Source organism: Weissella sagaensis (assembly GCF_010306265.1).
Lineage (GTDB): Bacteria > Bacillota > Bacilli > Lactobacillales > Lactobacillaceae > Weissella > Weissella sagaensis.
The window spans coordinates 116170-142822 of record NZ_BLKA01000001.1 but is presented as its reverse complement, the minus strand read 5'-3'; the positions used below and the strand labels follow the sequence as shown (position 1 = coordinate 142822).

At 37.1% G+C, this 26653-nt stretch carries 29 protein-coding genes; 24 read left to right on the top strand and 5 right to left on the bottom strand.

The genetic code is table 11. The features are described 5' to 3' along the window. The first annotated feature begins 27 nt into the window (after positions 1-27). The 6 genes from G7Y65_RS00710 to G7Y65_RS00685 all read left to right on the top strand — a co-directional run bounded on the left by G7Y65_RS00710 (position 28) and on the right by G7Y65_RS00685 (position 4444). Positions 28-900, top strand: a complete 873-nt coding sequence (locus tag G7Y65_RS00710; RefSeq protein ID WP_042491751.1) for a phosphate ABC transporter substrate-binding protein PstS family protein — start codon at positions 28-30, stop codon at positions 898-900. A 134-nt stretch (positions 901-1034) separates the two neighbouring features. Beyond that, positions 1035-1463, top strand: coding sequence for an OsmC family protein (locus G7Y65_RS00705; protein ID WP_042491750.1), 429 nt, complete (start codon positions 1035-1037; stop codon positions 1461-1463). Between the two features lie 230 nt (positions 1464-1693). After that, positions 1694-2197 carry a hypothetical protein gene (locus tag G7Y65_RS00700; protein WP_165314478.1) on the top strand — a complete coding sequence of 168 codons (504 nt, stop codon included), beginning with the start codon at positions 1694-1696 and terminating at the stop codon, positions 2195-2197. A gap of 23 nt (positions 2198-2220) precedes the next feature. Next, on the top strand, positions 2221-2928 hold the full coding sequence (locus tag G7Y65_RS00695) for a hypothetical protein (protein ID WP_042491748.1): 708 nt from the start codon (positions 2221-2223) through the stop codon (positions 2926-2928). A gap of 19 nt (positions 2929-2947) precedes the next feature. Beyond that, positions 2948-3451, top strand: coding sequence for a methylated-DNA--[protein]-cysteine S-methyltransferase (locus G7Y65_RS00690; protein WP_042491746.1), 504 nt, complete (start codon positions 2948-2950; stop codon positions 3449-3451). 102 nt (positions 3452-3553) lie between these two features. Next, positions 3554-4444 carry an aldo/keto reductase gene (locus tag G7Y65_RS00685; protein WP_165314477.1) on the top strand — a complete coding sequence of 297 codons (891 nt, stop codon included), beginning with the start codon at positions 3554-3556 and terminating at the stop codon, positions 4442-4444. Positions 4445-4534: 90 nt separating this feature from the next. Here the strand turns inward: G7Y65_RS00685 and G7Y65_RS00680 are convergent, their stop codons facing one another. Beyond that, on the bottom strand, positions 4535-4993 hold the full coding sequence (locus G7Y65_RS00680; RefSeq protein ID WP_042491742.1) for a PASTA domain-containing protein: 459 nt from the start codon (positions 4991-4993) through the stop codon (positions 4535-4537). A 164-nt stretch (positions 4994-5157) separates the two neighbouring features. Between G7Y65_RS00680 and G7Y65_RS00675 the strand changes: the two genes are divergently transcribed. The 6 genes from G7Y65_RS00675 (at position 5158) to xylB (ending at position 10679) form a co-directional block, all read left to right on the top strand. After that, the gene (locus G7Y65_RS00675; RefSeq protein WP_165314476.1) at positions 5158-6552 is read left to right on the top strand and encodes a BglG family transcription antiterminator; all 1395 of its coding nucleotides are present in this window, start codon (positions 5158-5160) and stop codon (positions 6550-6552) included. Then, positions 6545-6934, top strand: a complete 390-nt coding sequence (locus tag G7Y65_RS00670; protein ID WP_042491739.1) for a PTS sugar transporter subunit IIA — start codon at positions 6545-6547, stop codon at positions 6932-6934. Before G7Y65_RS00675 ends, G7Y65_RS00670 begins: the two co-directional genes overlap by 8 nt. Further along, positions 6921-7370, top strand: coding sequence for a PTS sugar transporter subunit IIA (locus G7Y65_RS00665; protein ID WP_042491737.1), 450 nt, complete (start codon positions 6921-6923; stop codon positions 7368-7370). The genes G7Y65_RS00670 and G7Y65_RS00665 overlap by 14 nt, the downstream gene beginning before the upstream one ends. A 13-nt stretch (positions 7371-7383) precedes the next feature. Beyond that, the gene (locus tag G7Y65_RS00660; protein ID WP_042491736.1) at positions 7384-8721 is read left to right on the top strand and encodes a PTS galactitol transporter subunit IIC; all 1338 of its coding nucleotides are present in this window, start codon (positions 7384-7386) and stop codon (positions 8719-8721) included. Positions 8722-8753: 32 nt separating this feature from the next. Then, positions 8754-9041 (top strand): PTS sugar transporter subunit IIB, encoded by a 288-nt coding sequence (locus G7Y65_RS00655; RefSeq protein ID WP_042491734.1) that lies wholly within the window; start codon positions 8754-8756, stop codon positions 9039-9041. Between the two features lie 141 nt (positions 9042-9182). Beyond that, entirely contained in the window at positions 9183-10679 is a 1497-nt protein-coding gene (gene xylB, locus G7Y65_RS00650) for a xylulokinase (RefSeq protein ID WP_141926905.1), read from the top strand. A gap of 54 nt (positions 10680-10733) precedes the next feature. Here the strand turns inward: xylB and G7Y65_RS00645 are convergent, their stop codons facing one another. After that, positions 10734-11231 carry a cupin domain-containing protein gene (locus G7Y65_RS00645; RefSeq protein ID WP_042491731.1) on the bottom strand — a complete coding sequence of 166 codons (498 nt, stop codon included), beginning with the start codon at positions 11229-11231 and terminating at the stop codon, positions 10734-10736. A gap of 197 nt (positions 11232-11428) precedes the next feature. Between G7Y65_RS00645 and G7Y65_RS00640 the strand changes: the two genes are divergently transcribed. Beyond that, entirely contained in the window at positions 11429-13120 is a 1692-nt protein-coding gene (locus G7Y65_RS00640) for an alpha-glucosidase (protein ID WP_141926903.1), read from the top strand. 2 nt (positions 13121-13122) lie between these two features. Beyond that, on the top strand, positions 13123-13701 hold the full coding sequence (locus G7Y65_RS00635; protein WP_042491729.1) for a uracil-DNA glycosylase family protein: 579 nt from the start codon (positions 13123-13125) through the stop codon (positions 13699-13701). Between the two features lie 227 nt (positions 13702-13928). Here the strand turns inward: G7Y65_RS00635 and G7Y65_RS00630 are convergent, their stop codons facing one another. Beyond that, entirely contained in the window at positions 13929-14768 is an 840-nt protein-coding gene (locus G7Y65_RS00630; protein ID WP_042491728.1) for an aldo/keto reductase, read from the bottom strand. 131 nt (positions 14769-14899) lie between these two features. Here G7Y65_RS00630 and G7Y65_RS00625 point away from each other — a divergent pair, with 131 nt between their 5' ends. Together G7Y65_RS00625 and G7Y65_RS00620 are read left to right on the top strand one after the other, a co-directional pair. After that, a complete protein-coding gene (locus tag G7Y65_RS00625) occupies positions 14900-15142 on the top strand; it encodes a hypothetical protein (protein ID WP_042491727.1) in 243 nt (80 codons plus the stop codon). Positions 15143-15163: 21 nt separating this feature from the next. Continuing rightward, positions 15164-16345, top strand: a complete 1182-nt coding sequence (locus tag G7Y65_RS00620) for an ATP-binding protein (RefSeq protein ID WP_137600421.1) — start codon at positions 15164-15166, stop codon at positions 16343-16345. 53 nt (positions 16346-16398) lie between these two features. Here G7Y65_RS00620 and G7Y65_RS00615 read toward each other — a convergent pair whose 3' ends face one another. Next, a complete protein-coding gene (locus tag G7Y65_RS00615; RefSeq protein ID WP_042491724.1) occupies positions 16399-16689 on the bottom strand; it encodes a hypothetical protein in 291 nt (96 codons plus the stop codon). 204 nt (positions 16690-16893) lie between these two features. Between G7Y65_RS00615 and uvrA the strand changes: the two genes are divergently transcribed. From uvrA to G7Y65_RS00575, 8 genes are all read left to right on the top strand, one after another. Beyond that, complete coding sequence (uvrA, locus tag G7Y65_RS00610; RefSeq protein ID WP_042491722.1) at positions 16894-19743, top strand: excinuclease ABC subunit UvrA; 2850 nt, start codon at positions 16894-16896, stop codon at positions 19741-19743. Positions 19744-19821: 78 nt separating this feature from the next. Next, complete coding sequence (locus G7Y65_RS00605; RefSeq protein ID WP_137600423.1) at positions 19822-19941, top strand: putative metal homeostasis protein; 120 nt, start codon at positions 19822-19824, stop codon at positions 19939-19941. 201 nt (positions 19942-20142) lie between these two features. After that, the gene (gene rapZ, locus G7Y65_RS00600; protein ID WP_137600424.1) at positions 20143-21036 is read left to right on the top strand and encodes an RNase adapter RapZ; all 894 of its coding nucleotides are present in this window, start codon (positions 20143-20145) and stop codon (positions 21034-21036) included. Further along, on the top strand, positions 21033-22031 hold the full coding sequence (locus G7Y65_RS00595; RefSeq protein WP_042491719.1) for a gluconeogenesis factor YvcK family protein: 999 nt from the start codon (positions 21033-21035) through the stop codon (positions 22029-22031). The genes rapZ and G7Y65_RS00595 overlap by 4 nt, the downstream gene beginning before the upstream one ends. A 26-nt stretch (positions 22032-22057) precedes the next feature. After that, the gene (whiA, locus tag G7Y65_RS00590; RefSeq protein ID WP_042491717.1) at positions 22058-23020 is read left to right on the top strand and encodes a DNA-binding protein WhiA; all 963 of its coding nucleotides are present in this window, start codon (positions 22058-22060) and stop codon (positions 23018-23020) included. Positions 23021-23109: 89 nt separating this feature from the next. Then, positions 23110-23703 (top strand): ATP-dependent Clp protease proteolytic subunit, encoded by a 594-nt coding sequence (locus G7Y65_RS00585; protein ID WP_042491716.1) that lies wholly within the window; start codon positions 23110-23112, stop codon positions 23701-23703. A gap of 371 nt (positions 23704-24074) precedes the next feature. Further along, positions 24075-25070: a D-2-hydroxyacid dehydrogenase gene (locus G7Y65_RS00580; protein WP_042491715.1), complete on the top strand. Its 996-nt coding sequence runs from the start codon at positions 24075-24077 to the stop codon at positions 25068-25070. Positions 25071-25160: 90 nt separating this feature from the next. Then, a complete protein-coding gene (locus G7Y65_RS00575; protein ID WP_042491713.1) occupies positions 25161-26309 on the top strand; it encodes a PTS sugar transporter subunit IIC in 1149 nt (382 codons plus the stop codon). 143 nt (positions 26310-26452) lie between these two features. Here G7Y65_RS00575 and rpmF read toward each other — a convergent pair whose 3' ends face one another. Then, positions 26453-26626, bottom strand: coding sequence for a 50S ribosomal protein L32 (gene rpmF / locus G7Y65_RS00570; protein ID WP_042491711.1), 174 nt, complete (start codon positions 26624-26626; stop codon positions 26453-26455). Positions 26627-26653 lie beyond the last annotated feature (27 nt).

Sequence of the window (26653 nt, the reverse complement as noted above, 5' to 3'; positions counted from 1 at the left end):
CTATAACTACCATAGAAGGAGTTTGTGATGAAAAAAGGGTTATTGTTAGTAGGAACAGCAGGAATCATTGCTGCTGGTGGGTTAACGGGAACTACTGTTCATGCTGCATCAACGAAACAGGTAACTGCGGTTGGTTCAACTGCGCTACAGCCGTTAGCTGCGCAAGTTGCTGAAGAATTTGGTAATCGTAATCCTGGCGTAACTGTTAATGTTCAGGGTGGTGGTTCAGGTGCTGGATTAAGTCAAGTCGGTAAAGGTAATGTGACGATTGGTAATTCAGATATTTTTGCTGAACAAAAAGATGGCATTGATGCTAAAAAATTAAAAGATCATAAAGTAGCCGTAGTAGGTATTACGCCAGTTGTTAATGCAGACGTTAAAGTATCTAACTTAAAAATGGATCAACTACGTGACATTTTCACAGGAAAAATTACGAATTGGCAAGAGGTTGGTGGTCAAGACCAAAAGATTGCCGTCATTAATCGTGCCCAAGGGTCTGGTACACGATTTACTTTTGAACAAGAGGTCTTAGATGGTAAAACTGCTAAAACTTCACAAGAGCAAGATGATAATGGTGCTGTACAAAAGATTGTTTCAACAACGCCAGGGGCAATTTCATACTTAGCATTTTCGTATACATCAGGTAGTCAGGCTAAAAATTTAAAGCCTGTTTCAATTGATAAAGTACGTCCAATAGAAAAAAATGTGCAAAAAAATAAGTGGTCAATTTGGGCATATGAGCACATGTATACAACAAAGAAAACAGATAAAAATACGACAAAATATATTAAATTTATGAAGTCGAATACAATGAAGAGCACAGTTAAAAAATTGGGTTATATTCCGATGAGCGATATGCAAGTCAAAAAAGATGCCGAGGGTGATGTTACTAAGAAATAAAGCATAATTCAATAGAAAATTTTATAAAATGTCATACCTGTGTCAGTGTATGACATTTTTTATTGATGCTGATGTGTGTTTTATTTTTAGAAAGTGGTTACAATTAGCTTATATAAAACAAAGGGGAACTAGTAATGAAAAACGATATACGATGGGATAAAGCAATGTACACGACTGACACATATAATGTTGAAGGATTAAATGGCCATGCTTATGCTGAAAACGGCATTTCTGTAGAGACGAGTAGTCCGTTGAGTGATGAACCAGGTACCAATCCAGAACAATTATTGGGGATGTCGTTGTGTACTTGTCTGGTTGGTACGATGGCAGTAATTTTACAAGAACATCATATTAATGAACAAGCGAAGGCACATGCAAAAATTTCATACGTAAAAGGGAAAGGACGCTATGAATTTTTAGTTCATGCGCAAGTTTGTGTGCCTGGACAAACTTTACCTCAAACACGAGCATTGGTTAGTGAGGTCGAGAATCGTTGTTGTGTTTCACAGTTACTTAGTGGTAGTGACAACTATAGTATTGAAGCAGTGTTGGATTGGGAATAAATGTTATTATATGGGGTGATTTATGTTTATCTTGCATATCAATTTAAGACGCTTTTGGCTGTCTACCCTTTTTATAATAAAAATGAATGAAAACTATGGCTAGTACAATATGTGAAATGCCTAGGAAATACGTGTAAACATATATTCTCTGGTGATATTGCTTATTTCTGTGGTTATGCAAACAATTTTGGGTGTTATGGTAACACAAAATATGACCAGAGGAAATTGCAATGACTAAAGAATTGGCAGCGAAATTACAACAGTATGAATTATTGATTTATGGTGTCCTTAAAGCAGGTGGTGTGTATCGTCACAGTGTTAACTTTGAGGATTATTTGCAAGAATTACGATTGCTTGTTTTAAAACGTTTATTAGCTGGTGAAGTGTTTCAAGCACGCGATAATCCAACGTTATTTAAATGGTTACTTTGGCGTTTGCGTGATTTACAACGCGGTTCACAACGATACGAAACACGACATCTATTTACAAATGAGATGCCAGAAGTGATTGCTGATGAACAAAGTTTTATACAGTTGGAACTTTTAATGACAATTGATAAGTTGATTTCTTGCCATGGACAGGCAACACATTTGAAACAATTGGTAACTGATTTTGTGATGTATCCAGATGATACGGTGATTAAACGTTGTTTACGTTTAAAAATGCATCGCATGACTTATTACCGCCGTTTAAAATTATTACAGCAAGTGATAAATGAAAATCATTATGCATAATTTTGAATAGAGGAATAAGAAAAATGGCATATACAGTCACAGTATCAGAAAAGGGTTATTGTTCAGATATTTTAATGTCCGTTGCTGAAACAGGCGATATTTGTCCACAAACAACATTGATGATTGTTGCAGCACACGATCGTTATCAACGTTCAGTTTCACGAATTTATTATACTGATGGGATGGTTGTTGACGTTAACGTTTCAACAAATCATTTACTGAAACGATTAGAAGAAAAAACCGCTTTTAAGCGGGGACAACAAGTCGAGGCGTACTATCGTCTATTACCGCCAGATTTAACTGGACAAATGCGTAGTTGGATTATGCAAAATTATGCTTTGATTCCAGTTACTAGTTATAAAAGTGGTCCGACAACATGGATTAATGCTAGATATATTAGCAATGTTCAGACACGGGGAATGCAGACCAGTATTGTTTTAGTGGATGGGTCCGTTTTAAACATTAATAAGCATAAAGATAAATTTATGAAGCAGCTAGTGGCAACTAAGGTAGTGAGCTTGTGGATGACCCAATATGCTTTTGGTCATGGTGACCATTTTGATAAAATATTATTACCATTTATAAATTGGCCAGCACGGGTTGCGCATCAAATTAATCGAAGCCGTTTACAATGTCTATTAGTGATAACGATGTTGGAAGGTTTAATGATTAAAGCAACCGAAACTAATGTTAAGAAATTAAATTATGTGATTCGTTTGATGGAACAATAAGGGAGATTACAAACAGATAATGCAATATGTTCAAGTTGTTAATACACCATTAGGAAAGATAACGTTGTTGAGTGATGATGAATTTTTATTAGGAAGTTGGTTTGAGGGGCAGAAACATTTTGGTAGTAAATATGATTTATCCTCAGCAATATTTGCAGAGACACCAATATTAAAGCAAGCGAAGAAATGGTTGTCAGCTTATTTTGCTGGTGAACAACCAGATGATAGTGGTTTAACCATACAGATGAATGGCACAATTTTCCAAAAAAAAGTTTTACAAGCCTTGCGACAAGTACCTTATGGACAGACAGTGACTTATAAACATATTTGTCAGATGATTACTAGTGATGAGGCGCAGGCTAATAAATTATCGCGGGCAGTGGGGAATGCGGTTAGTAAAAACCCTTTTGTCTTGTTTATTCCTTGTCATCGTGTGGTTGGTAGCGATGGTTCATTAACTGGTTATGCTGGGGGGATTGAACGTAAACGTTCGTTATTAGTGTTAGAGCAAGTGACGTTTTAATCTAAATAGAATTTTTTACTAACTTAAGAAAAGTATGTTATCATAAACATGAAATGAGGCATTAGCTTCATACAAAAAATATAACAATAGAGGGGTATTCAGATGACTTTAGAATTTGCAAATAAGTTAGGCTTAGGAACCAACAAGGTTGGTGGACATAATCTATTTGATAATTTAGATGAGCAAGATGGATATGATTTGGTTCGTGCAGCATTGGATGCTGGTATTAATGTCATTGATACAGCTTTTGTTTATGGTGTTGGTCGTTCAGAGGAAATCATTGGGGATGTTATCCAGGATTACGATCGTAGTAAAATTATTATTGCAACTAAAGGTGCTCAAAATCCGGATAAGGATTTAGCACCAGATAACAGTCCAGAATTTTTGGTTAAGACAGTTGAAGATTCATTGAAGCGGTTAAAGACAGATTATATTGATATTTTCTTTATTCACTTCCCAGATGATGATTCAGATAAGTTAGCAGCTGTAGAAGCATTAGATGAATTAAAACAAGCAGGTAAGATTCGTGCAATTGGTGTGTCAAACTTCAGTTTTGATCAACTAAAGGAAGCTAATGCTACTGGTAAAGTGGACTTTGATGAAGATTACTATAGTTTGGCGCATCGTGATGAGGAAGTAGAACGTTTTGCTTACTTGGATGAACATGACATTAAGTTTGTGCCATATTTCCCATTGGAATCAGGGCTATTAACAGGTCGTTATGGTGCTGATGATCGTGCCAAGTTTGATCGTTTGGATGACGCGAAGTTTGATCAAATTATCAAAGGACTTGATGTTATCAAAGATATTGCAGCGACACATGATGCTTCAATGACGCACGTGGTTTTGGCATGGTACATGGCACATCCAAGCATTGGTTTGGTTATTCCGGGTGCACGTAATGCTGAGCAAGCTAAGGATTTGGCTAAATCGTTAGATGTTAAGTTGTCAAATGAAGAATTCAAGGCAATTGATGAAGCTTTCAAAGCTTAAATAGTAAAGATTTAACGGATTGATACAGATGTATTGATCCTTTTTTTGGTATATACGAAAAAATCTAGATTGTGCATCTAGATTTTTAGGTTAATGTTTTGTTATTTTTTTTGCTTTATCAGCAACCTTTTTAATTTGTGCTTTGTGTTTTTCTTTTGTGGCAGTTTTTTTAGCAAGGGTTGCGTCGCGTTTTTGCATGCTTTCATTAATAATTGTTTCATCAGCATAATACAGTTTGACGAATGTATTAGGTGAAACATTACTACCACCTTTAGGCGTAAGTTTTAGAACGGTATCAGCAGGTTGCAAAGCAATCTTCCCGCTAGCTGGTAGTTTGATTAACGAATAGTTGAAATGGTATTTTGTTAAGACTTCAGTTGCTTCATTAATGGGGAGCGATAGGACGTCAGGTATTTTAATATAGTCCTTCTTTTTTTCTTTTTGCTGTTCATTAATTTTATTAACTTGTTCAATAACTGCTGGAGCAGCCTTGATAACGAAAGGGGCTGCGATTTTAACCGCCTTACCAATAAGTTGTATTTTTCCCATGATCCCTCCTATGCAGATGATTAGCCATATTTTACACTATCTGGCGATAAGATGGTAGATAAAATGTCTTTTTAATGGATAAGTGGCCATAGCAATGGCCATTTTTTAGAAACCGCTTACAAAAAATAGCGCTATAATTATACATGTAGAAAGGAAGTGAAAGAATGAGCAGCAATAATTTAGATAATAAAATATTGATGTTTTTAGGGCAGCAAATTGATTTTGTGGATGCCTTAACCATTTCGCGGACTTTTAATGTGTCAAAAAAGACAGTTTACCGAACGATTAATAAACTTAATCAAATTGATATGGTTGTGGAATCACAAAGAGGCCGAGGCTACCGTTTGATAGATAACAAAATATCAACATCAGCAACGGAACAAGATGAGCAACGTCAAATTGATTTAGCTATTAATTTATTACATTCATTTCCTCGTGGACTAAACCGCTGGCATTTGTTAGAAAAGTTATATATTTCGGAGTCAACTTTACATCGTGACTTAAATGCTTTAAATGAGCTGTTCATACCATTTCATATCAGTATTGATCGATCTGCTGGTAACGCAAAAGTGGTTGGAACAGAGTCACAAGTGCGTAAAGCATTAAATTATTTTTTATTGGAAAATACAGTTACGCAACAAGTTGTTGAAGGATTAGCCGGTGTTTTTCCAGATATTACTAAAAAAGATCAGGCTTTTATTAGTTCACAAATGACACTGATTGAAAAGGAATTGGATGTTGAAATTTTAGATCCGTATACTGTTAATATTTTTTCACACCTCTACATTTTGTTGGATAGAGTCAGGCAACATAATAGTGAGTCAATCATTAAGGAACAGTCAAAGGTTCATTATGATGAGTTATTACTACGAGTTGCTCGTCAAGTAGTTAATAATATAAGTGAGTATGCACATGTTGTTATTAACCCTGAGGAGGTTAATAATCTTGTCTTATATTTAGTCGGATTACGTTATGACCGAACATTAGATGATAGTCAAGATGGTGAGGCGCACCAATTAGTAGCTTATTTGGTTGATGAATTGTCATTACCAAATCACGTGAATGTTGAAAATTTGAAAAATGCTCTGATTGGCCATGTTCGACCAATGATTCATCGTTTAAAAGAGGACATACTAATTGTTAATCCGCTATTGAACGATATTCAGTTTAGCTATAATGCAACATTTACACAGGTAAAAACAATACTAGCCGGTACGTCTTATCACGTTTCAGATGATGAAGTTGGTTTTTTAACATTATATGTTGTTCGAGCTTTAGAAGAAGCGAGTGTTAGAAAAAGAGTTCTGCTAATGTGTTCAACGGGTATTGGAACAGCACAATTGTTACAAACACGAGTACGTCGAGCTTTTCCAGATTTTGAAATAGTCGGTACTGTTTCGGCACGTGATTATGAAATCAATTTAAAACACTTTGAACAAGTTGATTTGGTTATATCCACGGTTGCAATTCATTTTCAACCAATTTCACCAGTTATTCAGGTGAGTGCCTTGTTTAATGAAGGTGATCGGCGACGTGTTGAGGAATTACTATATGGTTAAATTAGAGTTTTTATCAATTCCCGCAATGCCAACTGTGCCAATGATTGCACAATTAACAGCGCAACGTTTTAAGTTGAGTGAAGAGCACGTAAAACAAGCGATGCTTGAACGTGAAGCTCTTGGTAGTACGGTAGTCGCACAAGGGATTAGTATACCGCATGTTGAATTAGCAAATATTAAGACGCAGGGGTTGTTTTTAATCAAAGATAAACAACAATTGGCTTTGGTGTTAATCATTGATCAGAGTCAACCCGATGAACAACTTATCAAAATTTTACAAGGATTACTAGCAGAACAATCATTGGAAAAATTAAGGCATATTAAATCAGAGGAAGCATTCAAAATACTTATAAAGGAGGTGGCAAATCGTGTTGTCAGATAAAATTATTTTACTAGATGAATCAGCAACTGATAATCAAGATGCTTTGGGAAAGCTTGCGAATCAATTATTAAAAAGCGGGGCAGTTAAAGAATCGTATAAACCAGCGCTTTTGAAACGTGAAGTTGAATTTCCAACAGGTTTAGCAACAGATAAAATTGGGATTGCGATGCCACATACCGATGCTGAACATGTTAATTATGATCAAATTGCATTTATGCGGTTGCATCAACCAGTGCAATTTTTACAAATGGGTGACGGAGAAAAAATACAAGTCAAATTTATTTTTATGTTGGCATTGAAAGAAGCCCATTCACAATTAGATATGTTACAAACGTTAATTGCTTTAATTCAAGATGAAGCAAAAATACAGCAATTATTAGCAGCAACAACTGAAGATGAAGTTGTTCAAATCTTAAAAGATGCAGGAATAGAATAAAGGGGATAAAATTATGGCAGTAATTAATTGGTTACTAGATGCTGGTCCAACAGTATTTTTGCCACTACTACTATTTATTTTTGGATTAGTATTACGAATTAAGCCAGGTAAGGCATTCAAGGCCGCGTTAATGGTTGGAATTGGCTTTACGGGGTTGAACTTAATTATTGGGTTACTAACTGATAACTTAGGACCAGCTGCACAAGCAATGGTGAAGAATTTTGGGTTGTCATTAAATGCAATTGATGTTGGTTGGCCAGCAGCGTCAGCCATTTCTTATGGGACAACACTAGGAAGTTTAGCAATTCCGATTGGTGTCGCTTTAAATGTTTTCTTGTTGGTCATTGGTCTAACTAAAACGTTGGATGTCGATTTATGGAATTACTGGCACATTGCCTTTTCAGGTTCATTAGTTTATGCAGCAACTAATAATTTTGGTTTAGGTTTGTTTACAATGATCGTCCATGCAATGTGGATTTACTTCTTAGCTGATTTGGCTGCGCCAACGATTCAAAAGCATTATGGCTTAGAAGGCATTTCATTCCCACAAGGTGCTTCAGCGCCCGGTTTCGTATTAGCACTACCAATTAATTGGTTATTGGATCGTATTCCAGGTGTTAAAAATATTCATTGGACACCAGAAACAATTCAAAAGAAATTGGGGATTTTTGGTGATTCAGCTGTTATGGGACTAATTATTGGAATTGTTATTGGTGCTTTGGCACAATATGATTTGACCAAGATGTTAAACTTGGGAATTACAACGTCAGCTGTCCTAATTTTGATGCCACGAATGGTTGCTATTTTGATGGAAGGGTTATCACCTATTTCCGAAGCAGCTAATACGATGGTTCAAAAGAAATTCCCTGGTCGTAACTTATATATTGGTATGGATTCAGCCTTAGCTGTTGGTCAAGAAGCGGTGTTGTCAGCATCATTGATTTTGGTGCCAGTTTCACTACTAATCGCTGTTATCCTACCAGGTAATCGTGTTTTGCCGTTCGGTGATTTGGCAACTATTCCATTTATGTTAGCTGTTATGGCTGCTGTATTTGGTGGAAACGTGTTTAGAATTGTTGTCGGGGGTGTTATTGATTTAGCAGTTTCATTGTATATTGCATCATGGATTGCACCTTTGCTAACATCAGCTGCTAAGTCAGCCCACTTCGCAATGAACGGTGCAACATCAATTTCTGTTCTATCAGATGGTGGTGCTTGGACGACCTTACTAATTGTTGGTATGGGAAAGTTGATGTCATGGGGTGGTATGGCAATTGTATTTGCTATTGTACTAGGCTTGATGATTTGGTTAAATAAGTTTAGAAAGTCAGATAAGCCGATTTCAGAATAAAGCGGCTTTAGTTTAAAAAGGGAGATATAATCATGGCAAAGTCATTAATGGTCGTATGTGGAACTGGAATTGCAACATCAACTGTTGCAACTGGAAAGATTAAGGATTATCTAGCATCAGTTGGCAAAACTGATCAAGTAAAGTTTTTACAATCAAAGATTGCCGATGAAGTTAGTGCAATTGAAAATGATGATTATGATATTGTTGTTTCAACAACTATGGTACCAAGTGCCATTAAGGATAAGGTTATTAATGGGGTCTCCTTATTAACTGGGGTCGGTGTTCAAAAAGTATTTGATGAAATCGAAGCACAATTGTAATGAATCGTAAAAGCCAATCAGCTGTCCATAGTTGGTTGGCTTTTTGTGTGGAAAAGTTATGAGAGGTAGTATCTTTAGTTAATTTTTAGTAAGCTTGAAGATATCATATATGAAATTAATTTATCAAAAAAAGGGGACACGATGCCAAAAGATGTTGTATTAGGAGTTGATTTGGGGACGTCTGCAGTTAAAGTATCTGCAGTTGATCGACAAGGAAATATTGTAGCTCAAGAAACATACAGTTATCCATTATTACAATCGGCGCCAGGTTATAGTGAACAGAATCCACAAGAATGGGTGAGTGGGACAACTGTGGCGATTGTTCGTTTAATTTTAAATGACCATCTTACAGCTGAACAAATTAAAGGGATTTCTTTTTCTGGTCAGATGCATGGATTGGTCACGTTGGATAAAGCTAACAAGGTCATTAGACCGGCAATTTTATGGAATGATACGCGTGCTACAAAGCAGGTACAAGAGATCAATAATCAGTTAGGGGATGACTTTTTACAAGTTACTCGTAATCGAGCACAGGCAGGATTTACATTACCATCCCTTTTATGGTTAAAAGAAAATGAAACAGAAAATTTTGCAAAAATTCATAAGATTGTGACACCAAAAGACTATTTACGTTATCGCATGACGGGAAAGCTACAAATGGAAATTTCGGATGCAGCTGGTACTGTAGCATTAGACGTTGCAACAGGAACCTGGTCTAATTTAGTGCAGGAGGCTTTTGGTTTGTCAGCAACCATGTTTCCAGAAATTATTCAATCAATTGATAATGTTGGGCCAATCTCTGATACGTATGCAGAATTTTCAGGGCTATCAACAAAAACACAAGTAATCGGTGGTGCCGCAGATAATGCAGCTGGTGCAGTAGGTGCAGCTATCTTAAAACCTAATATGGTAATGTCGTCAATTGGGACATCAGGTGTTGTGCTAAAGTATGAAGATAATGCTGATATTGATTACCATGGTAAAGTTACGTTTTTCAACCATGCAATTCCTCACAAATATTATTCAATGGGCGTGACTTTATCAGCGGGCTATTCATTGTCATGGTTTAAGAAAACATTTGCAAGTGACCTTTCATTTGATGAAATGGTTGCCTTAGCGCAAGAATCTACCATCGGTGCACATGGATTAATATTTACACCATACATTGTTGGTGAACGTGGAGATGGTGATATTCGCGGTTCATTTATTGGTGTTGATGGTACGCAAACGCGAAGTGACTTTGTCAGAGCCGTGTTGGAAGGTATCATTTATTCCTTTAAAGATTTATTTGCAATTTATGAAAATACTGGCTCAAATTTTGAGACAGTTGTGGCAATTGGTGGTGGCGCTAAATCTGCTTTGTGGCTGCAAATTCAAGCAGATATATTTAATACCAGGGTTGTTGCATTGAAAAATGAGCAAGGACCCGGTATGGGAGCCGCTATTTTAGCTGCAGTTGGGTTAGGTTGGTTTGAGAGCGTTCAAGATGCTGCTAATACCTTTACAAGTTTTGATAAAACATATGAACCCAATCCGGCAAGTGTGGCAAAATATGATGAATATTATCAAATTTATAAACGTATTTATACACAAACTGCTGCTTTGTCACATGATTTGTTGGCATTAAGAAGAAAATAAACTAAACAAACAGACTGGGATATTAAAAACACCCCAGTCTGTTTGTTTAGTTTATTAGTGTTTCGGAATTTCTTTATACGCTAATTTTTCGATTATCTGACTGTGTTGTGGATAGTCGCTTAATAAGTCTTGCTGTGTAAATAGTTCAAAATCTTGATAGTCAAAGCCAGGCGCTACTATACAACTGACGATACTAAAGCCAGTATCAACACTTGAGCCAAAAATGGTGTCGTGCGGTACTGTAAACGATAATGTTTCTCCTTTTTCGATGTTAGGACCAATCTTGATGCCTTCATAATGACCATCGGGGAAAATACAATGAACTGTTAATGGTTTACCAGCATGATATAACCATGTTTCATCAGATTTCAACCGATGAAAGTGTGATGGGTTTTCAGATGTTAATAAGAAAATAATCGATGTATATAAAGTGCGTGTTCCTTGAGGCAAAGCAAGCGTTTGCTCACTTTTGGTTGTTTCAGTAAAGTAACCGCCTTCGGGATGAGGTTCTAAATGCAAGTTTTTAATCCAATAATCGATGCTTGTAGTCATGATAATTAACCTCCTGTTTGTATGATTATTATAACAAATGCAGTGCTGATTATGGATGGCTTTTCATATTTGAGTGTGGGAAATTTAGTAGTCTGAAAAGACTATCTTTATTGATTGTAAACGTTTACACAACCTGTTAAGATGTCAGTAGATAGAAAAAGAACATCATCGCATTTTTATAGTGGGGGAATTATAATATGACAACAAAATGGTGGCAAAACGAAGTTGTTTACCAAGTCTATCCAAGATCATTTCAAGATAGCAATCATGATGGTATTGGGGATATTCAAGGAATCATTAGTCACTTAGATTATATCAAGAGCCTTGGTGTTACTATGATCTGGGTCTCGCCCATTTATCAATCACCAATGGTAGATATGGGCTATGATATTTCGGATTATCAAGCCATCGATCCACAATTTGGTTCGCTGGATGATTTTAAAGCATTATTAGCTGAAGCAAAGCAGCGTGATATTAAAATTATTATGGATTTGGTTGTTAATCACACATCTGACCAACATGCTTGGTTTAAGGATGCATTGGCAAATCCTGATAGTCCATATCGTGATTATTATATTTTCAAGAAAACAAGTAATGGTGAAAAACCTAATAATTGGCGCAGTATCTTTGGTGGTTCAACATGGGAGCCACTCCCAAATGATCCTGATACGTACTATTTCCATACATTTGCCAAACAGCAACCTGATTTAAATTGGGAAAATCCAAAGCTACGTCGAGCAATTTATGACATGATTAATTGGTGGCTAGAGATGGGGGTTGCTGGTTTTCGTGTAGATGCCATTACGCATATTAAAAAGGACTTAGATTGGTTAAGTATCCCTGCTGATGATGTGGATGGCTTAGCATCAGTTGTTAAGAAGGGACGTAACCGACCGGGAGTGGGTGAATTCTTAACGGAATTGAAACAAGAAACGTTTGATAAGTATGATGCTGTCACTGTTGGTGAAGCCTATGGTTTGTCTGATAAAGAATTACCAAATTTTGTGGGACCTGATGGTTATTTCTCAATGGTCTTTGATTTTTCATATATGAATATTGATGTAAAAAATGATGATGAATGGTATCGTGGTCGTGCTGATTGGACAGCAATAGATTTGAGAAATGCATTCTTTGATGCGCAAGAAACAACGGCTAACGCACAAGGTTCGCTAGCAAATGTTTTAGAAAATCATGACCAGCCACGTGTCTTATCGAAGCTCGTACCAGATAAAAATTATCAAACACCCCAGGCCGCTAAAGCATTAGGGACAATGTATTACTTTTTGCCAGGTGTGCCTTTCATTTATCAAGGACAAGAAATTGGTATGAAGAACTTTGAACGCCAAAGCATTGCAGATTTCAATGATGTGTCATCAATTAATAATTATAATACGGCCTTACAAGATGGCTATACTGCAGCAGATGCATTAGAAGCAGTTAACCATAAGTCACGTGACAATGCGCGGACACCGATGCAGTGGGATGATAGTGTCTATGGTGGCTTTTCTGATGTACAACCTTGGCTTGCAATGGGTAATGACCGAGACGGCATTAATGTTGCTAGTGAGCAACAGCATAATCAATCTGTTTTAAAATATTATCAAGCGTTAGGTGCGTTACACCATCATTCAGACTGGGAACCAGTAATTATTAATGGTGATTTTCAGCCAATGCGGTCACTGCCAGATACAGTGGTTGGTTATCAACGTCGCTTAGGTCAACAAGTATTGACGGTATTAGTCAACTTAGGTACAAAAGCGGCGCGTGTTAATTTGGTACAAACTGGGCAAACGCTTCAGCAAGCTGGGGATGTCCAAGTTCGTGATAAGCGTGTCAAGATGAGTCCTTATAGTGCCATTGTTTTAGGAGTTATGCCAGAAGAAGGTTAAAAATGAGTGATGCCATTAAACAGGCGATTATGGCCGATGAACAAAATAAAGTTTATACGGAACGTGGAATAGGACCAGTTTATCAAGTTGGTCCGGACGTCCGTATTTTGATTATTGGTCAGGCACCAGGAGCAAAAGTTGAACAAACTGGTATACCATTTAATGATAAAAGTGGTGATCGTCTACGTGAGTGGATGGGGGTTACAGCTGACGAATTTTATCATAGTGGAAAAATCGGTAATTTGCCGTTGGATTTTTATTTTCCAGGTAAGGGGAAAAATGGTGACTTGCCACCTCGTAAAGATTTTGCAACTAAATGGCATCCAAAGCTGTTAGCTGAAATGCCCAAAGTTGCTCTTGTTATTTTAGTTGGTGCTTACGCACAGCATTATTATTTGCCAATTAAAAAAACAGAGTCCATGACAGCTGTTATTAAAAGGTATGAAACTTTTGGTCCGAAATATTTACCAATTGTTCATCCATCCCCACGTAACAATATTTGGTTACGTAAAAATCCGTGGTTTGAGGCTGAAATTGTGCCTAAGTTACAGGAACGTGTGCGTGAATTGATGATGGATTAGTTAGCAAATGAAAAAGCCAGTGACGATGCTATAAGCATCAGCCACTGGCTTTTATTTTAGACTTCAAAACGGTAGTTATATCCGCTCTTTGTATAAATGCGATAAACTACCAGTCCGTCAAAAATAAGTAATAAATATGTCACGCGCCTACGCTACGCTGCGGCAACATGCCAAATTTACGACTTATTTTAGACTTCAAAACGGTAGTTATATCCGCTCTTTATTTTTTACTCAAATTCTTCATACTCGTTAGGGTCTTGACCATCAATACGGCCATCCGCACGATTTAGGTCATTAATAGCAGTAATTTCACTGTTTGTTAGTTCAAAATCAAAGACGTCAAGATTTTCACGTTGGTGAGCTGGATTTGCTGATCGTAAAACAGGAATAATGCCACGATCAAGGTGCCAACGGGTAATGATTTGACTCGTTGACTTACCATACTTATCGGCAATTTCTTGTACAATAGGTTCCTTTAATGCAGAACTACCACGGCCAAGAGGACTCCATGCTTGTACCTTAACACCACGACGTAAGTTTTCTAATAAGTTTTCTTCTTGAACCCAGTAGGGGTGCACTTCGATTTGGTTAACAGCAGGTGTCACACCAGTTTTTTCAATAATACGATCTAGATGCTCAGGTTCAAAGTTTGAAACACCGATTGAACGGATCAAACCTTGCTTTTGTGCATCAACTAAGGCTTGCCATGCTTCGACATATAGACCACGCTTTGGCAAAGGCCAGTGAATGATAAATAGATCAAAATAATCCAGTCCCATTCGAGCTAGTGACTCTTGAATAGCATCGCGAGCGCTTTCGTAATCATGATACTTACCAGGTAGTTTAGAAGTTACAAAGAATTCTGCACGAGGTACGCCGGACATGCGAATTGCTTTACCAACGATTCCTTCGTTATCATAATTTGTAGCAGAATCAATTAGCCGGTAACCGCTTTTAATAGCAGCTAGAACTTGTTGTAGTCCTGACCCACCTTTTAATTGATATGTTCCTAGTCCTAAGTTTGGTAATTTGTGACCATCATTTAATGTGACTTCTGGAATTGACATAAATGCATCCTCCTTAATAATCTAACACTACTGTCGCATTTAAATTGTAAATTTGCAAGCGATTTCTATCGCATTATGAGCTGACAAAAGGTAACATATAATTAGTGATTTTATATGAGGGAGTAAGTGACGTGAAAAAGAAACGCATTTTTAGTGATGGGGTACTGATATTAGTTGGTGTAATGATGATTCTTTTAGGAATTTATTCATTATTTGATGTGTTTACACCACATGTCATTTGGTATCATGGGATTTTCATGCTTCTATTTGCATGCGCAATTTTTGGTAGACGGAATAAAATAAAATGGTTGTTTATTGCAACGTCAGGGGTTTGGCTCTTAAATATACTGTGGGATATTATCCGTTTAATTTAAGCAAATAAAGAAGGGGAAAATATGATTTCAATACCATTATCAAGTCAGTTAACGATTTCGGCTGATGATTTATTACAGCAACATTTATTGATTTTAGGGGCGACTGGTAGCGGTAAATCAACGAGTGCAATGACAATATTGCATGGATTGATGAATGCTAATCAAACAACGATGATTATTGATCCAACAGGGGAATACCAACATTTACCAAATGCAGTTGTTGCTAAACTTGGTTACAATGCGTACATTGATTATGAACAGTTAACAGGGGCGGATTTTAACTTATTATTTGGTGTTACTGATTCAGATGTGCAGGAAAAATTAACGGATGCACTAACGAGTTTAAAGATTCAAAAAAATATCATCGGCCAACCAGGAGTTTATAAAAAAGTAAATCGATCGTGGCAAGCTTTTGAGGCAGATGTTAAACGTTTGTATCATTATCCACAACCCGTTGATATCAACTTATTACCAGAACAATTACGCCAAGAATATGCAGTACCTGTAGATGATTTTGATTTAATTGGGCAAGAAATTGATGAAGCAGGTTTTAAAAAATGTTTACCGCTTATTCGGCGAATTAAACGACTAACCAGTCAGCCACGGTTTCAGCGATTATTCCATATGCCAATGGTAGATGAGGCGAGCGTTGAAGCAACTGACATGCAGACAGATGTGATGTACTTATTGCGGTTATTTGCAAGTCATAAAAGCGACCATAAAATTTTAGTAATTGACTGTTCAATATTTGCTGATAATTTAGCGCTTGGTAAGGTGTTGGTGTCTTTGTTAACGACAGCGCTTTTACGAGAAAAGCAACAATTAAAACATAGTGTGCCGGTAACAGTATTAATTGATGAGGCACATCGCTATTTGATGGCTGACAATTTAGAGACGACGGGGATTTTTAGAATTGCTCGTGAAGGACGTAAATTGGGATTATTTTTGATGCTCACAACACAAAGTCCGTTAGATCTTGCGCCACAGTTACTGGGACAATTTGGTCATTATTTAGTGCACCAGTTAAATACAGCGAGTGAACTTGCGCAATTGCCAGTATTGCAAGCACACGCACAACAAATTGTTAAAGCTGGTATTGGTCAGGCCTTGTTAGCAGGGAATAATTTAAAATCGCCACAATTGTTAGATGTTCAAATGGTGCCAGAAATGAATCATCAAACAGCAACCCCTAAATTTTTTTAGCAAAGTAAAAAGGACGTTTACACTATGTAGGCGTCCTTTGTTATTTATTGTACTTATGATTCTTTATTTTCCGGAATAAAAGTGTCAACAGCAGACCAAAATGTCACTAGTGAAAAGACGATGGTGAAATGCCAAAAAATAGTTGACCAAGCATTTCCATAGACGTTGGTATAGGTATTGATAAAGCGTTGAGCAAAGATAAGCGCAATGACTTCTTCAACTCCAATAACTAACGCCGTTAAAGCAATTGCAGCAGCTAACACAGCACCAATTAATAAAATAAGTGACGCAAGATGTTGTGCAATCCAGCGCAAAGACCATGCTTTGGCAGCCTTATGATTCATGAGTTGACGACCTCCGTTGAGTAATATTACAGTCTATTATACGTGAAATTATAAGCGTTGGTTGATAATTATTAAAAAAATTGTAAAAAAACGGGCTATATTTCGTTAAAATTAATGATGGCGTGATGGATTAGGTTTTAACTAACAAAAAATTGCTAAAAGCGTTATAATATAAGCAGTAGAGCAGAGCAAAGGAGACGTTTTATGGTCAATGATTGGATAAAGATTCATGGTGCCCGCGCGCATAATTTGAAAAATGTAGATGTTGCAATTCCTAGAGATAAATTTGTTGTCATGACAGGCTTATCTGGGTCAGGAAAAAGTTCATTGGCATTTGATACGTTATATGCTGAAGGACAACGACGATATGTCGAAAGCTTGTCATCGTATGCCCGTCAGTTTTTAGGACAAATGGATAAGCCAGATGTTGATGCTATTGATGGTTTGAGTCCAGCGATTTCAATTGATCAAAAAACAACATCTAAAAATCCCCGTTCGACAGTGGGAACCGTTACAGAAATTAATGATTACTATCGGTTGTTGTTTGCTAGAGTAGGTAAGCCAGATGCAACAACTGATGGTATTATTGTAAAAAAATCAATTGATCAAATGTTAAATGATTTGTCAGAGCAACTAAATGAAGGAAGCCGAATGCAGATTTTGGCTCCCATTATTCGGCATAAAAGAGGATCACATGCAACAGCCTTTGAACGGATTCAAAAAGAAGGGTTTGTTCGTTTCTTAGTGGATGGGGAGATGCATGAGGTGACTGATGAAATTGAATTAAATAAAAATAAATATCATGATATCGCGATTGTGGTCGACCGGATTATTTTACGTGACAATTCACGCGCACGTCTGTTTGAATCTTTTGAATCAGCAATGCGGTTAGCTGATGGTCTAGTAACAGTTGATGTTATTGGTGGCGAACAATTAACCTATTCTGATCATTATACAGGCGCCTTGAAAAAGTTTGCAGTCGGGAAATTAGAACCACAATTATTTTCTTTTAATGCACCACTTGGCGCTTGTCCAGTTTGTGGGGGCTTGGGTATAACATTAGAGGTTGATATTGATTTGGTGATACCTGATCAAAGTAAAACTTTAGCAGAGGGTGCTTTGGCAGCATGGAATCCTATTTCATCATCTTATTATCCCGAGATGTTACGTCAATTTGCAGAATCAGTTAATATCCCGATGGATGTGCCTTTTGAAGACTTAACGGACGAACAGCGTCAGTTGGTATTGTATGGCGATGAAGAAAATACTTTCCATTTTCATTACGAAAATGATTTTGGTGGTGTACGTGATGTGGATGTTAATTTTGAAGGGGTTATGAATAACATTAATCGTCGTTATCGTGAATCAAATTCAGACTTTACGCGTGAGCAAATGCGTAGCTATATGAACGAATTAACGTGTAATGCCTGTCATGGTTATCGTTTGAATGAAGGTGCACTTTCGGTTAAAGTTGGTCAGTTAAATATTGGTGAAATTTCAGAACAATCAGTTGCTAAAGAATTAGCGTATTTTGAACACTTAACCTTTGGACAACAAGATCAAGAAGTAGCAGCACCCATTGTTAAAGAGATTAAAGATCGTTTGCGTTTTTTGAAAAACGTTGGACTAGATTATTTGACGTTGTCACGTTCGGCTCGGACGCTATCAGGTGGTGAAGCACAAAGAATTCGGTTAGCAACACAGATTGGTTCTAATCTATCAGGCGTGATGTATGTTTTAGATGAACCCTCAATTGGGTTACACCAACGTGATAATGCGCGCTTAATTCAATCACTGAAACAAATGCGTGACTTAGGTAATACATTGGTTGTAGTTGAACATGATGAAGATACGATGCGAGCAGCTGACTATCTGATTGACGTGGGTCCTGGTGCTGGTGAGCACGGTGGTCAAATTATGGCGGTTGGAACACCAGATGAAATTCAAGCCAATGAAGATTCATTAACGGGACAATATTTATCAGGTAAACGATTTATTCCAGTGCCAACAACACGTCGTTCAGGTAATGGTCAAAAAATTACGGTGACTGGCGCATCTGAGAATAATTTAAAGAATATTAAAGTAGATTTTCCATTGGGTAAATTAACGGTTGTAACAGGTGTTTCCGGATCAGGAAAGTCTACGCTAGTTAATACCATTTTAAAGCGGGCGCTTAAAATGGAAATTAATCGTAATTCTGAAAAGCCGGGTAAGTATCGTAAATTAACGGGTTATGAAAATATCGATAAAATTGTTGATATTGATCAAAGTCCAATTGGTCGGACGCCACGGTCGAATCCAGCGACTTATACAGGAGTATTCGATGATATTCGTGATTTGTTTGCACAAACGAATGAAGCCAAATTACGTGGTTACAAAAAAGGGCGTTTCTCTTTCAATACAAAAGGTGGTCGCTGTGAAGCATGTAAGGGTGACGGCGTCATTAAGATTGAAATGAACTTTTTGCCTGATGTTTACGTCACTTGTGAAGTTTGTGGTGGAACACGCTATAATTCAGAAACTTTAGAGGTTACGTATCGCAGTAAAACAATTGCTGATGTCTTAGATTTAACAGCCGAACAAGCGGTTGATTTTTTTGCGGCAATTCCAAAGATTCGTCGTAAATTACAAACTATGGTTGATGTTGGGTTAGGTTACGTTAAATTAGGACAAGCAGCTACTACCTTATCTGGTGGGGAAGCACAGCGTATGAAATTAGCATCTGAATTACAACGTAAGTCTACTGGTAAAACAGTTTATATCCTTGATGAACCAACAACTGGATTGCACGTGGCTGATATTTCACGTTTGTTAGAGGTATTACAACGACTAGTTGATAGTGGTAATACCGTTTTGATTATTGAACATAACTTAGATGTCATTAAGACGGCAGATTGGTTAATTGATATGGGACCTGAAGGTGGTGAAGGCGGTGGTTATGTACTAGTAGCTGGGACACCAGAAGAAATTGCGGCAACACCTGAGTCGTATACAGGTCGATATTTAGGTCCAATTATGGCGCGTGATCGTCAACGAGCACGATCGTTAGGCTGAACGTGAATCCTTGCAATTTAATAGCAAACTATTTATACTTATATTTTGTAAGTTAAAACGCATTGAGAGGTAACTATCATGGCAGAAAAAATGGATACAGCATCAGCTCGACGCAAAATGAAGAGCCCAAATATTAAAACACGTAAGCGTGCGCTTAAAGCATTGCACGAAGCAAATCGTCAAACAACTAAAAAGTAAATAAGTGATATCACAAAAAATTATTTTTTAAGATGATCATGAAATAAGTTTAAGGAGCATCAATCTACCATGTTTGATGCTCTTTTTGAGTATCACAACTTTTATATTGTCGTGTTGTTTGATAAATGCATGACTAAAACATGCCCGGGTGTGTCTTAAGATGATACAATGGATAGGATTAAAAGATAGGGGGAGGATTAGATGGGCAAAAAAGAATTAATCATTGTCACTGGTATGAGTGGTGCAGGTAAAACTGTTGCTATCCAGGCATTTGAAGATCTTGGCTACTTTACGGTCCAAAATTTACCACCAGCTATGCTACCAAAATTTTGGCAAATGATTTCTGACGAAGAAAATATTCAACGTGCTGCAGTCATGATTGATTTACGCTCACAACGGTTCTTTGATGATTTAGATGAAGAAATTCATAAATTAAGAAAAAATAGTCACAATAAATATGATATGAAAATTATCTATATTGATGCATCTGACGAAGAATTGGTGGCACGATATAAAGAAACACGTCGTTCTCACCCACTTTCTGGTGAAGGTGGGACATTGTATGGTATCCAATTAGAAAGACAAAAATTAAGCGAAATTCATGATTTGGCAAGCGGTGTTATCCATACTGATGACTTTGCACCAAGACAACTACGTAATTATATTCAACAGCATTTTGGGTCAAAAGATGATCAAGCGAATACTTTTATGGTTCAAGTTATGAGTTTTGGTTTTAAATATGGGTTACCATTAGATGCAGATATGATACTGGATGTCCGCTTTTTAACTAATCCTTATTATGTTGCATCGTTAAGAAATCAAACGGGGTTAGATCGTGCAGTGGCCGATTACGTTTGGCATACCGATGACGCTGAAGAATTTTATCAACGGATTAGTAATCAAATTAAATGGTTACTACCAAAGTATAAAGCAGAAGGCAAGAGTAATTTCACGATTGCTTTTGGTTGTACAGGGGGGCAACATCGATCAACGGCCTTTGCCCATCGATTAAGTCAAGACTTAGCTACCAATTGGGTTGTGAACGAACATCATCGTGATATTGAACGACGAAAGGAGAGTGCGAACCAGTCATGACTGAAAAATATAGTGTAAAGCGTACTCCAAAAATTGTTGTTATCGGTGGTGGCTCTGGTCAACCAGTTGTTTTAAATGGTTTGAAAAAATATGAGAATGACTTAACCGCAATTATTACGGTAGCTGATGATGGTGGTTCATCGGGAACCCTACGTGATTATCTACAAATGGTACCACCTGGAGATATTCGCAATGTTATGGCAACATTATCACAATTGCCAGCGAGTCTAATTGATATTTTTCAATATCGTTTTAAGCCAGAAGACGAAATGCTGGCACATCATTCGCTAGGTAATTTGATTATTGCTGCCATGGCTGAAAAAGAACATGATATTTTTGATGGGGTTCAAGTTCTTGCTAAAATTATGCAAGTTAAAGGACACGTTTATCCAGTGGCAAATGAACCGCTTGTATTGCATGCTGCGTTTACTGACGGCACCTATTTAGCAGGTGAAGCCGAAATTACAGCTGCACATAAGGTTATTGACCATATCTGGGTAACGCCACAAGCGGCACCAGCTACCCATGATATACAATCACCAAAAAAAGTGGTTAATGCAATTCTAGAAGCAGATGTGGTAGTCCTTGGGCCAGGTAGTTTATTTACTAGTATCTTACCTAATTTAATGGTGCCTAATGTTGCTGAAGCACTCCGCGCAACGCGAGCTAAAATTGTGTATATTGCGAATATCATGACGCAAAAAGGTGAAACCGATAATTTTACAGATGCTGACCATGTAAAAGCGATTAATGAGCACGTGGGTGAACGCGTTGTTGATGCTGTTATTATGAATACAGGTAAAGTTCCTGAAGATTATATTGACTGGCAGCGCTGGAACGAGATTTCTTTACAGGTTGATTCAGATCCAGAATCAGTTAAAGAACAAGGTGCTACCCCAGTTATAGGTGATTTATTAGCATTACGTGATGACGGCGCTTTTCATGATGGGGATGCTGTTGCACAGTTGATTATGCAAATTGCCGCTGATGAATAAATGAAATGAAGTAGGAGGTGGCGCTAATGTCATTTGCAAGTGATGTTAAAAAGGAGTTAACCACCTTAGAAATTAGTAATCCAGATAATGCTAAAGCTGAGTTATCAGCATTGTTACGAATGAATGGCTCACTTGGATTAACGAATCAACATTTTACGTTGAATGTCCAAACTGAAAATGCAGCTACGGCCCGGCGTATTTTAGGGTTGCTACAGCAATTTTATCGATTGCCTTCTGAAATTTCGGTTCGACGCCAAATGAAATTAAAAAAGAATAACTTGTATGTTGTTCGGATTACGCAAGGTGTTAGTAGTTTATTGGATGATTTACACATTTTTGAAAATTTTGAGTTATTGCCAACTGTTCCAGATGAATGGTTAGTACCAGAAGGTAAGGCTCGCTCATATCTTAGAGGTGCTTTTTTAGCAGCGGGTTCAGTAAATAATCCAGAAACCAGTCGTTATCATTTAGAGATATATTCATTATATGAAGAACAAGCAACACAGTTGGCAGGTTTAATGAATCGCTTTGATTTAAATGCGAAAGTTGTTGAACGTCGATCGGGGTTCATTGTTTATTTGAAAGAAGCCGAAAAAATTGGCGATATGATGAAGGTAATCGGTGCGACTAATGCCATGTTCCGTATGGAAGATGTTCGCATTATTCGGGATATGCGTAATTCGGTTAATCGGTTAGTTAATGCAGAAAATGCTAATTTAGATAAGACAGTTAATGCGAGTCAAAAACAAATAGATGATATTTTGTTCTTAGATGAAGAAATTGGGCTGGGACGGTTGCCTGAAAAACTTAAAGAGATTGCAGAAATTCGTTTATTACATCGTGAAGAGCCATTATCAGCTCTAGGCCAATATGTGCCCTCTGGTGTTATTTCGAAATCTGGTGTGAATCATCGCTTGCGAAAGTTGACGAAAATGGCTGATGAAATTAGAGATACCGGCCGGTTGCCCAAGGAATTACAAAGAGGATAAATGAATTAGTTAAATACAGTTTGACCATTCTTGACGAAATGATAGAATGGTAATATGTTTTGACTTTGAATTTGAGGAGGAAAGTATAAATGACACCAGTTCCATATGTTATTGAGCAATCATCTCATGGTGAACGCTCATATGATATTTTTTCACGCTTGTTAATTGACCGTATTATTATGGTTAATGGTGAAATTGAATCACAAATGGCAACGGCTATTATTGCGCAGTTGTTATTCTTAGATGCTCAAGATCCTGATAAGGATATATACATGTACATTAACTCACCAGGTGGTGAAGTTAATGCTGGTATGGCAATTTATGACACAATGAATTTCATTAGTGCAGATGTTCAAACCATTACAATTGGCTTGGCTGCATCAATGGCATCCGTTCTTGCATCTTCCGGTGCCAAGGGCAAGCGCTTTATTTTGCCTAATTCACAGTTTATGATTCACCAACCATCAGGTGGTGCTCAAGGGCAACAAACTGAAATTGAAATTGCTGCCCAAGAAATTTTGAAGACACGTAAGAAGTTGAATCAAATTTTGGCCAACAATACGGGTAAGCCATTTGAAGACGTTCAAAAAGATACAGAACGTGATCACTGGTTAGATGCAGAAGAATCACTTGCTTATGGTCTAGTTGATAAAATTATGACTAGTGCTAAAGAAAAAGAATAAATTGAATCGTTTTTTTGCTAGTGCAGTAAAAAAGTGATATTGACAAAGATATGTTTTTGTTCATTGGAAAATGATCAGAAATGTATCTTTTTTTGTATTGTTTACAAAAAGAAGGAAATAGTTGATATAACAACAATTATATGGATAATATTAGGTGTAACAATGATTGTTTTTCAATAAATTAATGTGTTTATTGTGAAAAAATGAACTTTAATGTAAGCGTTTTTAATTTTGAAAATTAAAATTGTAACCGTTACTATCTAACCAATTTGTCCCATATTGAAACGTTGGAATGAATTCGTTATGTTGAACCTTTCACAAATACATTTATAATTATAAGTGTTAAGAAAAGCTTTGGAGGAATTAAAACAATGAAAATTTTTGCGTATGGTATTCGAGAAGATGAGCAAGCTGCATTAAAGGAATGGATGACAAACCATCCAGAGGTAGAAGTTGGTTATACAGATAAATTATTAAATCCACAAACAGCACAACTAGCAGCTGGTGCAGATGCAGTTGATGTTTATCAACAATTAGCATATACCCCCGAAACATTGACTGCCTTGCACGAGCTTGGAATCAACAAGATGTCACTACGTAATGTTGGAACAGATAATATTGATTTTGAAACGGCACGTCGCTTTAATTTTTCGATTTCAAATGTCGCTGTTTATTCACCAAATGCGATTGCCGAACATGCAGCCATTCAAGGTGCACGTATTTTGCGTCAAACGAAGCCCTTAGATCATAAGATTGAAAACCATGATTTGCGTTGGGCACCAACAATTGGACGTGAAGTTCGTATGCAAACGTTTGGTATTATTGGAACTGGTCACATTGGTCATGTGTTGATTGATATCTTACAAGGATTCGGTGCTAAAGTAATTGGTTATGATGTTTATCGTAATCCAGAACTAGAAGCAGAAGGTATCTATGTTGATTCATTAGATGAATTGTATGCACAATCAGATGTTATTTCATTGCATGTCCCAAGTTTGCCAGAAAATTATCACATGATTAATGATGAAACAATTGCTAAGATGAAGGATGATGTTGTCTTAATTAATGTTTCACGTGGTGATTTGATGGATATCGATGCCGTAATTAATGGCTTAGACTCAGGCAAGATTTTTGGTCTAGCAATGGATGTTTATGAAAAGGAAGTTGGCTTGTTTAATAAGGATTGGTCAAATGACAAGTTGCCTGATGAAAAGATTGCAGATTTGATTGCTCGTGAAAATGTATTGGTTACACCACATACTGCTTTCTATACAACTAAGGCTGTCTACGAGATGGTAACGCAATCAATGAATGCTTCATTAGCTTTTATTAAGGGTGATGAAACAGCCAATGAAGTAAAGTATTAATTAAATAAGTTGTTAGTTACGTCGTGATGATTGTGGGATTTCATTACGTTGACTATGTGATATGTCACATTAGAAAGGTAATCTAAGATTATGACTAGCGCAGTTTTTGATGGTTCTTACGAACTAAAGTTTAAGGATTTTTTCTTTAAGGTATTGAGTGGGTCTGCCCAAGGAATTTTGATAGGTGTTTTACCTTCGGCAGTTCTAAAGTATATTATTCGCCCGTTTGTACAAAACGGTATGGGATGGGCAATTGATTTGAGCGCAATTTTAACGTTGTTCTCATCGTTTATTCCATTACTAATTGGGTTGGCAATTGCCATGCAATTTAACATGAAGGCACTAGATGTTGGTGTTATGGCAATTGCAGTTGGTGCAGCTTGTGGTTCAATCAAGTGGGCATCAGTTCCAGCTGGATTTGAAAATCCGATTACCCAAGTGAAAACAACGGCACCAAGTACAGTATACATTGCTGCAGGTGCTGGAGATGTGATAAATGCGATGATTGTTGCAGCAATTGGCGTTTTGGTAATTTGGTTAATTGCTAAATATCTAGGCGGATTTGGATCATTGGCAATTATTTTAAGCCCAATCGTTGTTGGCGGTGGTGTTGGTTTAATCGGTAAGGAAATTGCACCTTATGTGGGTGAGATTACAACTTGGATTGGTAAGATGGTTCAATTAGCAACGGATCTACAACCATTACCAATGACGATTATCATTGCCATGGCATTTGCAGTTATCATTGTGACACCTGTTTCAACTGTTGGAATTGCATTGGCAATTACGTTGTCTGGTTTAGGATCAGCAGCAGCTGGAGTTGGAATTGTCGCAACAACAGTTGTCTTGTTAATTAATTCAATCAAGGTTAATAAGAAGGGAACATCAGTGGCAATCTTTCTAGGTGCGATGAAGGGTATGATGCCAGCAGTATTTAGAAAGCCAATTATGTTATTGTCATTTATGGTGGCAGCTGGAATTTCTGCATTGCCAATTAGTATGATGAACGTTCAAGGTACACCAACATCTGCTGGATTTGGTTGGATAGGATTTGTTTCACCAATTCAATCTGTTGTTCGTGATGCAGCTGATAAAGCGTTCCAAACAAATGTTATTGGTGTTATACCAGCTATCTTGATTTGGGCGATTATTCCAATAATTGCTGGAATTGTGGTTGATTTGTTATTCACTAAGGTATTGAAGTTATATAAGCCAGAAGATTTTGAACAAGAAATGTAATAAAATGAAAAGAAGCCAGGGTTAAAACCCTGGCTTCTTTTTTGATACTATAATAAAAAACAGGGAATGGTCAAAACCATTCCCTGCTTCCATAATCGTTTATTTAATACTATATTTGTGATATAGACTAATAAATAATGAGCTTACTTAGGTGAAACAACTTGCTTACCATTGTAAGTGCCATCAGCGGCAACGTGGTGGTTACGTACGTAAACACCATTTTCGTTCATGTGAATAGCTGACGTCTTCAATCCGCCTTGACCGCCGCGACGAGTGCGCTTTGCGTGCTTTGAAACTTTACGTGCAGGAACTGCCATAGTTATATCCTCCCTTATACACCGCCG

Bases quoted from the DNA above. Each gene is read 5' to 3' on its own strand.
- rapZ (WP_137600424.1), top strand. From the start codon at position 20,143: ATGGGCAAAAAAGAATTAATCATTGTCACTGGTATGAGTGGTGCAGGT.
- G7Y65_RS00670 (WP_042491739.1), top strand. From the start codon at position 6,545: ATGGTTAAATTAGAGTTTTTATCAATTCCCGCAATGCCAACTGTGCCA.
- G7Y65_RS00640 (WP_141926903.1), top strand. From the start codon at position 11,429: ATGACAACAAAATGGTGGCAAAACGAAGTTGTTTACCAAGTCTATCCA.
- G7Y65_RS00695 (WP_042491748.1), top strand. From the start codon at position 2,221: ATGGCATATACAGTCACAGTATCAGAAAAGGGTTATTGTTCAGATATT.
- G7Y65_RS00645 (WP_042491731.1), bottom strand. From the start codon at position 11,231: ATGACTACAAGCATCGATTATTGGATTAAAAACTTGCATTTAGAACCT.
- G7Y65_RS00680 (WP_042491742.1), bottom strand. From the start codon at position 4,993: ATGGGAAAAATACAACTTATTGGTAAGGCGGTTAAAATCGCAGCCCCT.
- G7Y65_RS00700 (WP_165314478.1), top strand. From the start codon at position 1,694: ATGACTAAAGAATTGGCAGCGAAATTACAACAGTATGAATTATTGATT.
- G7Y65_RS00615 (WP_042491724.1), bottom strand. From the start codon at position 16,689: ATGAATCATAAGGCTGCCAAAGCATGGTCTTTGCGCTGGATTGCACAA.
- G7Y65_RS00595 (WP_042491719.1), top strand. From the start codon at position 21,033: ATGACTGAAAAATATAGTGTAAAGCGTACTCCAAAAATTGTTGTTATC.
- G7Y65_RS00660 (WP_042491736.1), top strand. From the start codon at position 7,384: ATGGCAGTAATTAATTGGTTACTAGATGCTGGTCCAACAGTATTTTTG.
- G7Y65_RS00690 (WP_042491746.1), top strand. From the start codon at position 2,948: ATGCAATATGTTCAAGTTGTTAATACACCATTAGGAAAGATAACGTTG.
- G7Y65_RS00620 (WP_137600421.1), top strand. From the start codon at position 15,164: ATGATTTCAATACCATTATCAAGTCAGTTAACGATTTCGGCTGATGAT.
- G7Y65_RS00675 (WP_165314476.1), top strand. From the start codon at position 5,158: ATGAGCAGCAATAATTTAGATAATAAAATATTGATGTTTTTAGGGCAG.
- G7Y65_RS00635 (WP_042491729.1), top strand. From the start codon at position 13,123: ATGAGTGATGCCATTAAACAGGCGATTATGGCCGATGAACAAAATAAA.
- xylB (WP_141926905.1), top strand. From the start codon at position 9,183: ATGCCAAAAGATGTTGTATTAGGAGTTGATTTGGGGACGTCTGCAGTT.
- uvrA (WP_042491722.1), top strand. From the start codon at position 16,894: ATGGTCAATGATTGGATAAAGATTCATGGTGCCCGCGCGCATAATTTG.
- G7Y65_RS00630 (WP_042491728.1), bottom strand. From the start codon at position 14,768: ATGTCAATTCCAGAAGTCACATTAAATGATGGTCACAAATTACCAAAC.
- G7Y65_RS00575 (WP_042491713.1), top strand. From the start codon at position 25,161: ATGACTAGCGCAGTTTTTGATGGTTCTTACGAACTAAAGTTTAAGGAT.
- G7Y65_RS00605 (WP_137600423.1), top strand. From the start codon at position 19,822: ATGGCAGAAAAAATGGATACAGCATCAGCTCGACGCAAAATGAAGAGC.
- whiA (WP_042491717.1), top strand. From the start codon at position 22,058: ATGTCATTTGCAAGTGATGTTAAAAAGGAGTTAACCACCTTAGAAATT.
- G7Y65_RS00585 (WP_042491716.1), top strand. From the start codon at position 23,110: ATGACACCAGTTCCATATGTTATTGAGCAATCATCTCATGGTGAACGC.
- G7Y65_RS00685 (WP_165314477.1), top strand. From the start codon at position 3,554: ATGACTTTAGAATTTGCAAATAAGTTAGGCTTAGGAACCAACAAGGTT.
- G7Y65_RS00655 (WP_042491734.1), top strand. From the start codon at position 8,754: ATGGCAAAGTCATTAATGGTCGTATGTGGAACTGGAATTGCAACATCA.
- G7Y65_RS00705 (WP_042491750.1), top strand. From the start codon at position 1,035: ATGAAAAACGATATACGATGGGATAAAGCAATGTACACGACTGACACA.
- G7Y65_RS00580 (WP_042491715.1), top strand. From the start codon at position 24,075: ATGAAAATTTTTGCGTATGGTATTCGAGAAGATGAGCAAGCTGCATTA.
- rpmF (WP_042491711.1), bottom strand. From the start codon at position 26,626: ATGGCAGTTCCTGCACGTAAAGTTTCAAAGCACGCAAAGCGCACTCGT.
- G7Y65_RS00710 (WP_042491751.1), top strand. From the start codon at position 28: ATGAAAAAAGGGTTATTGTTAGTAGGAACAGCAGGAATCATTGCTGCT.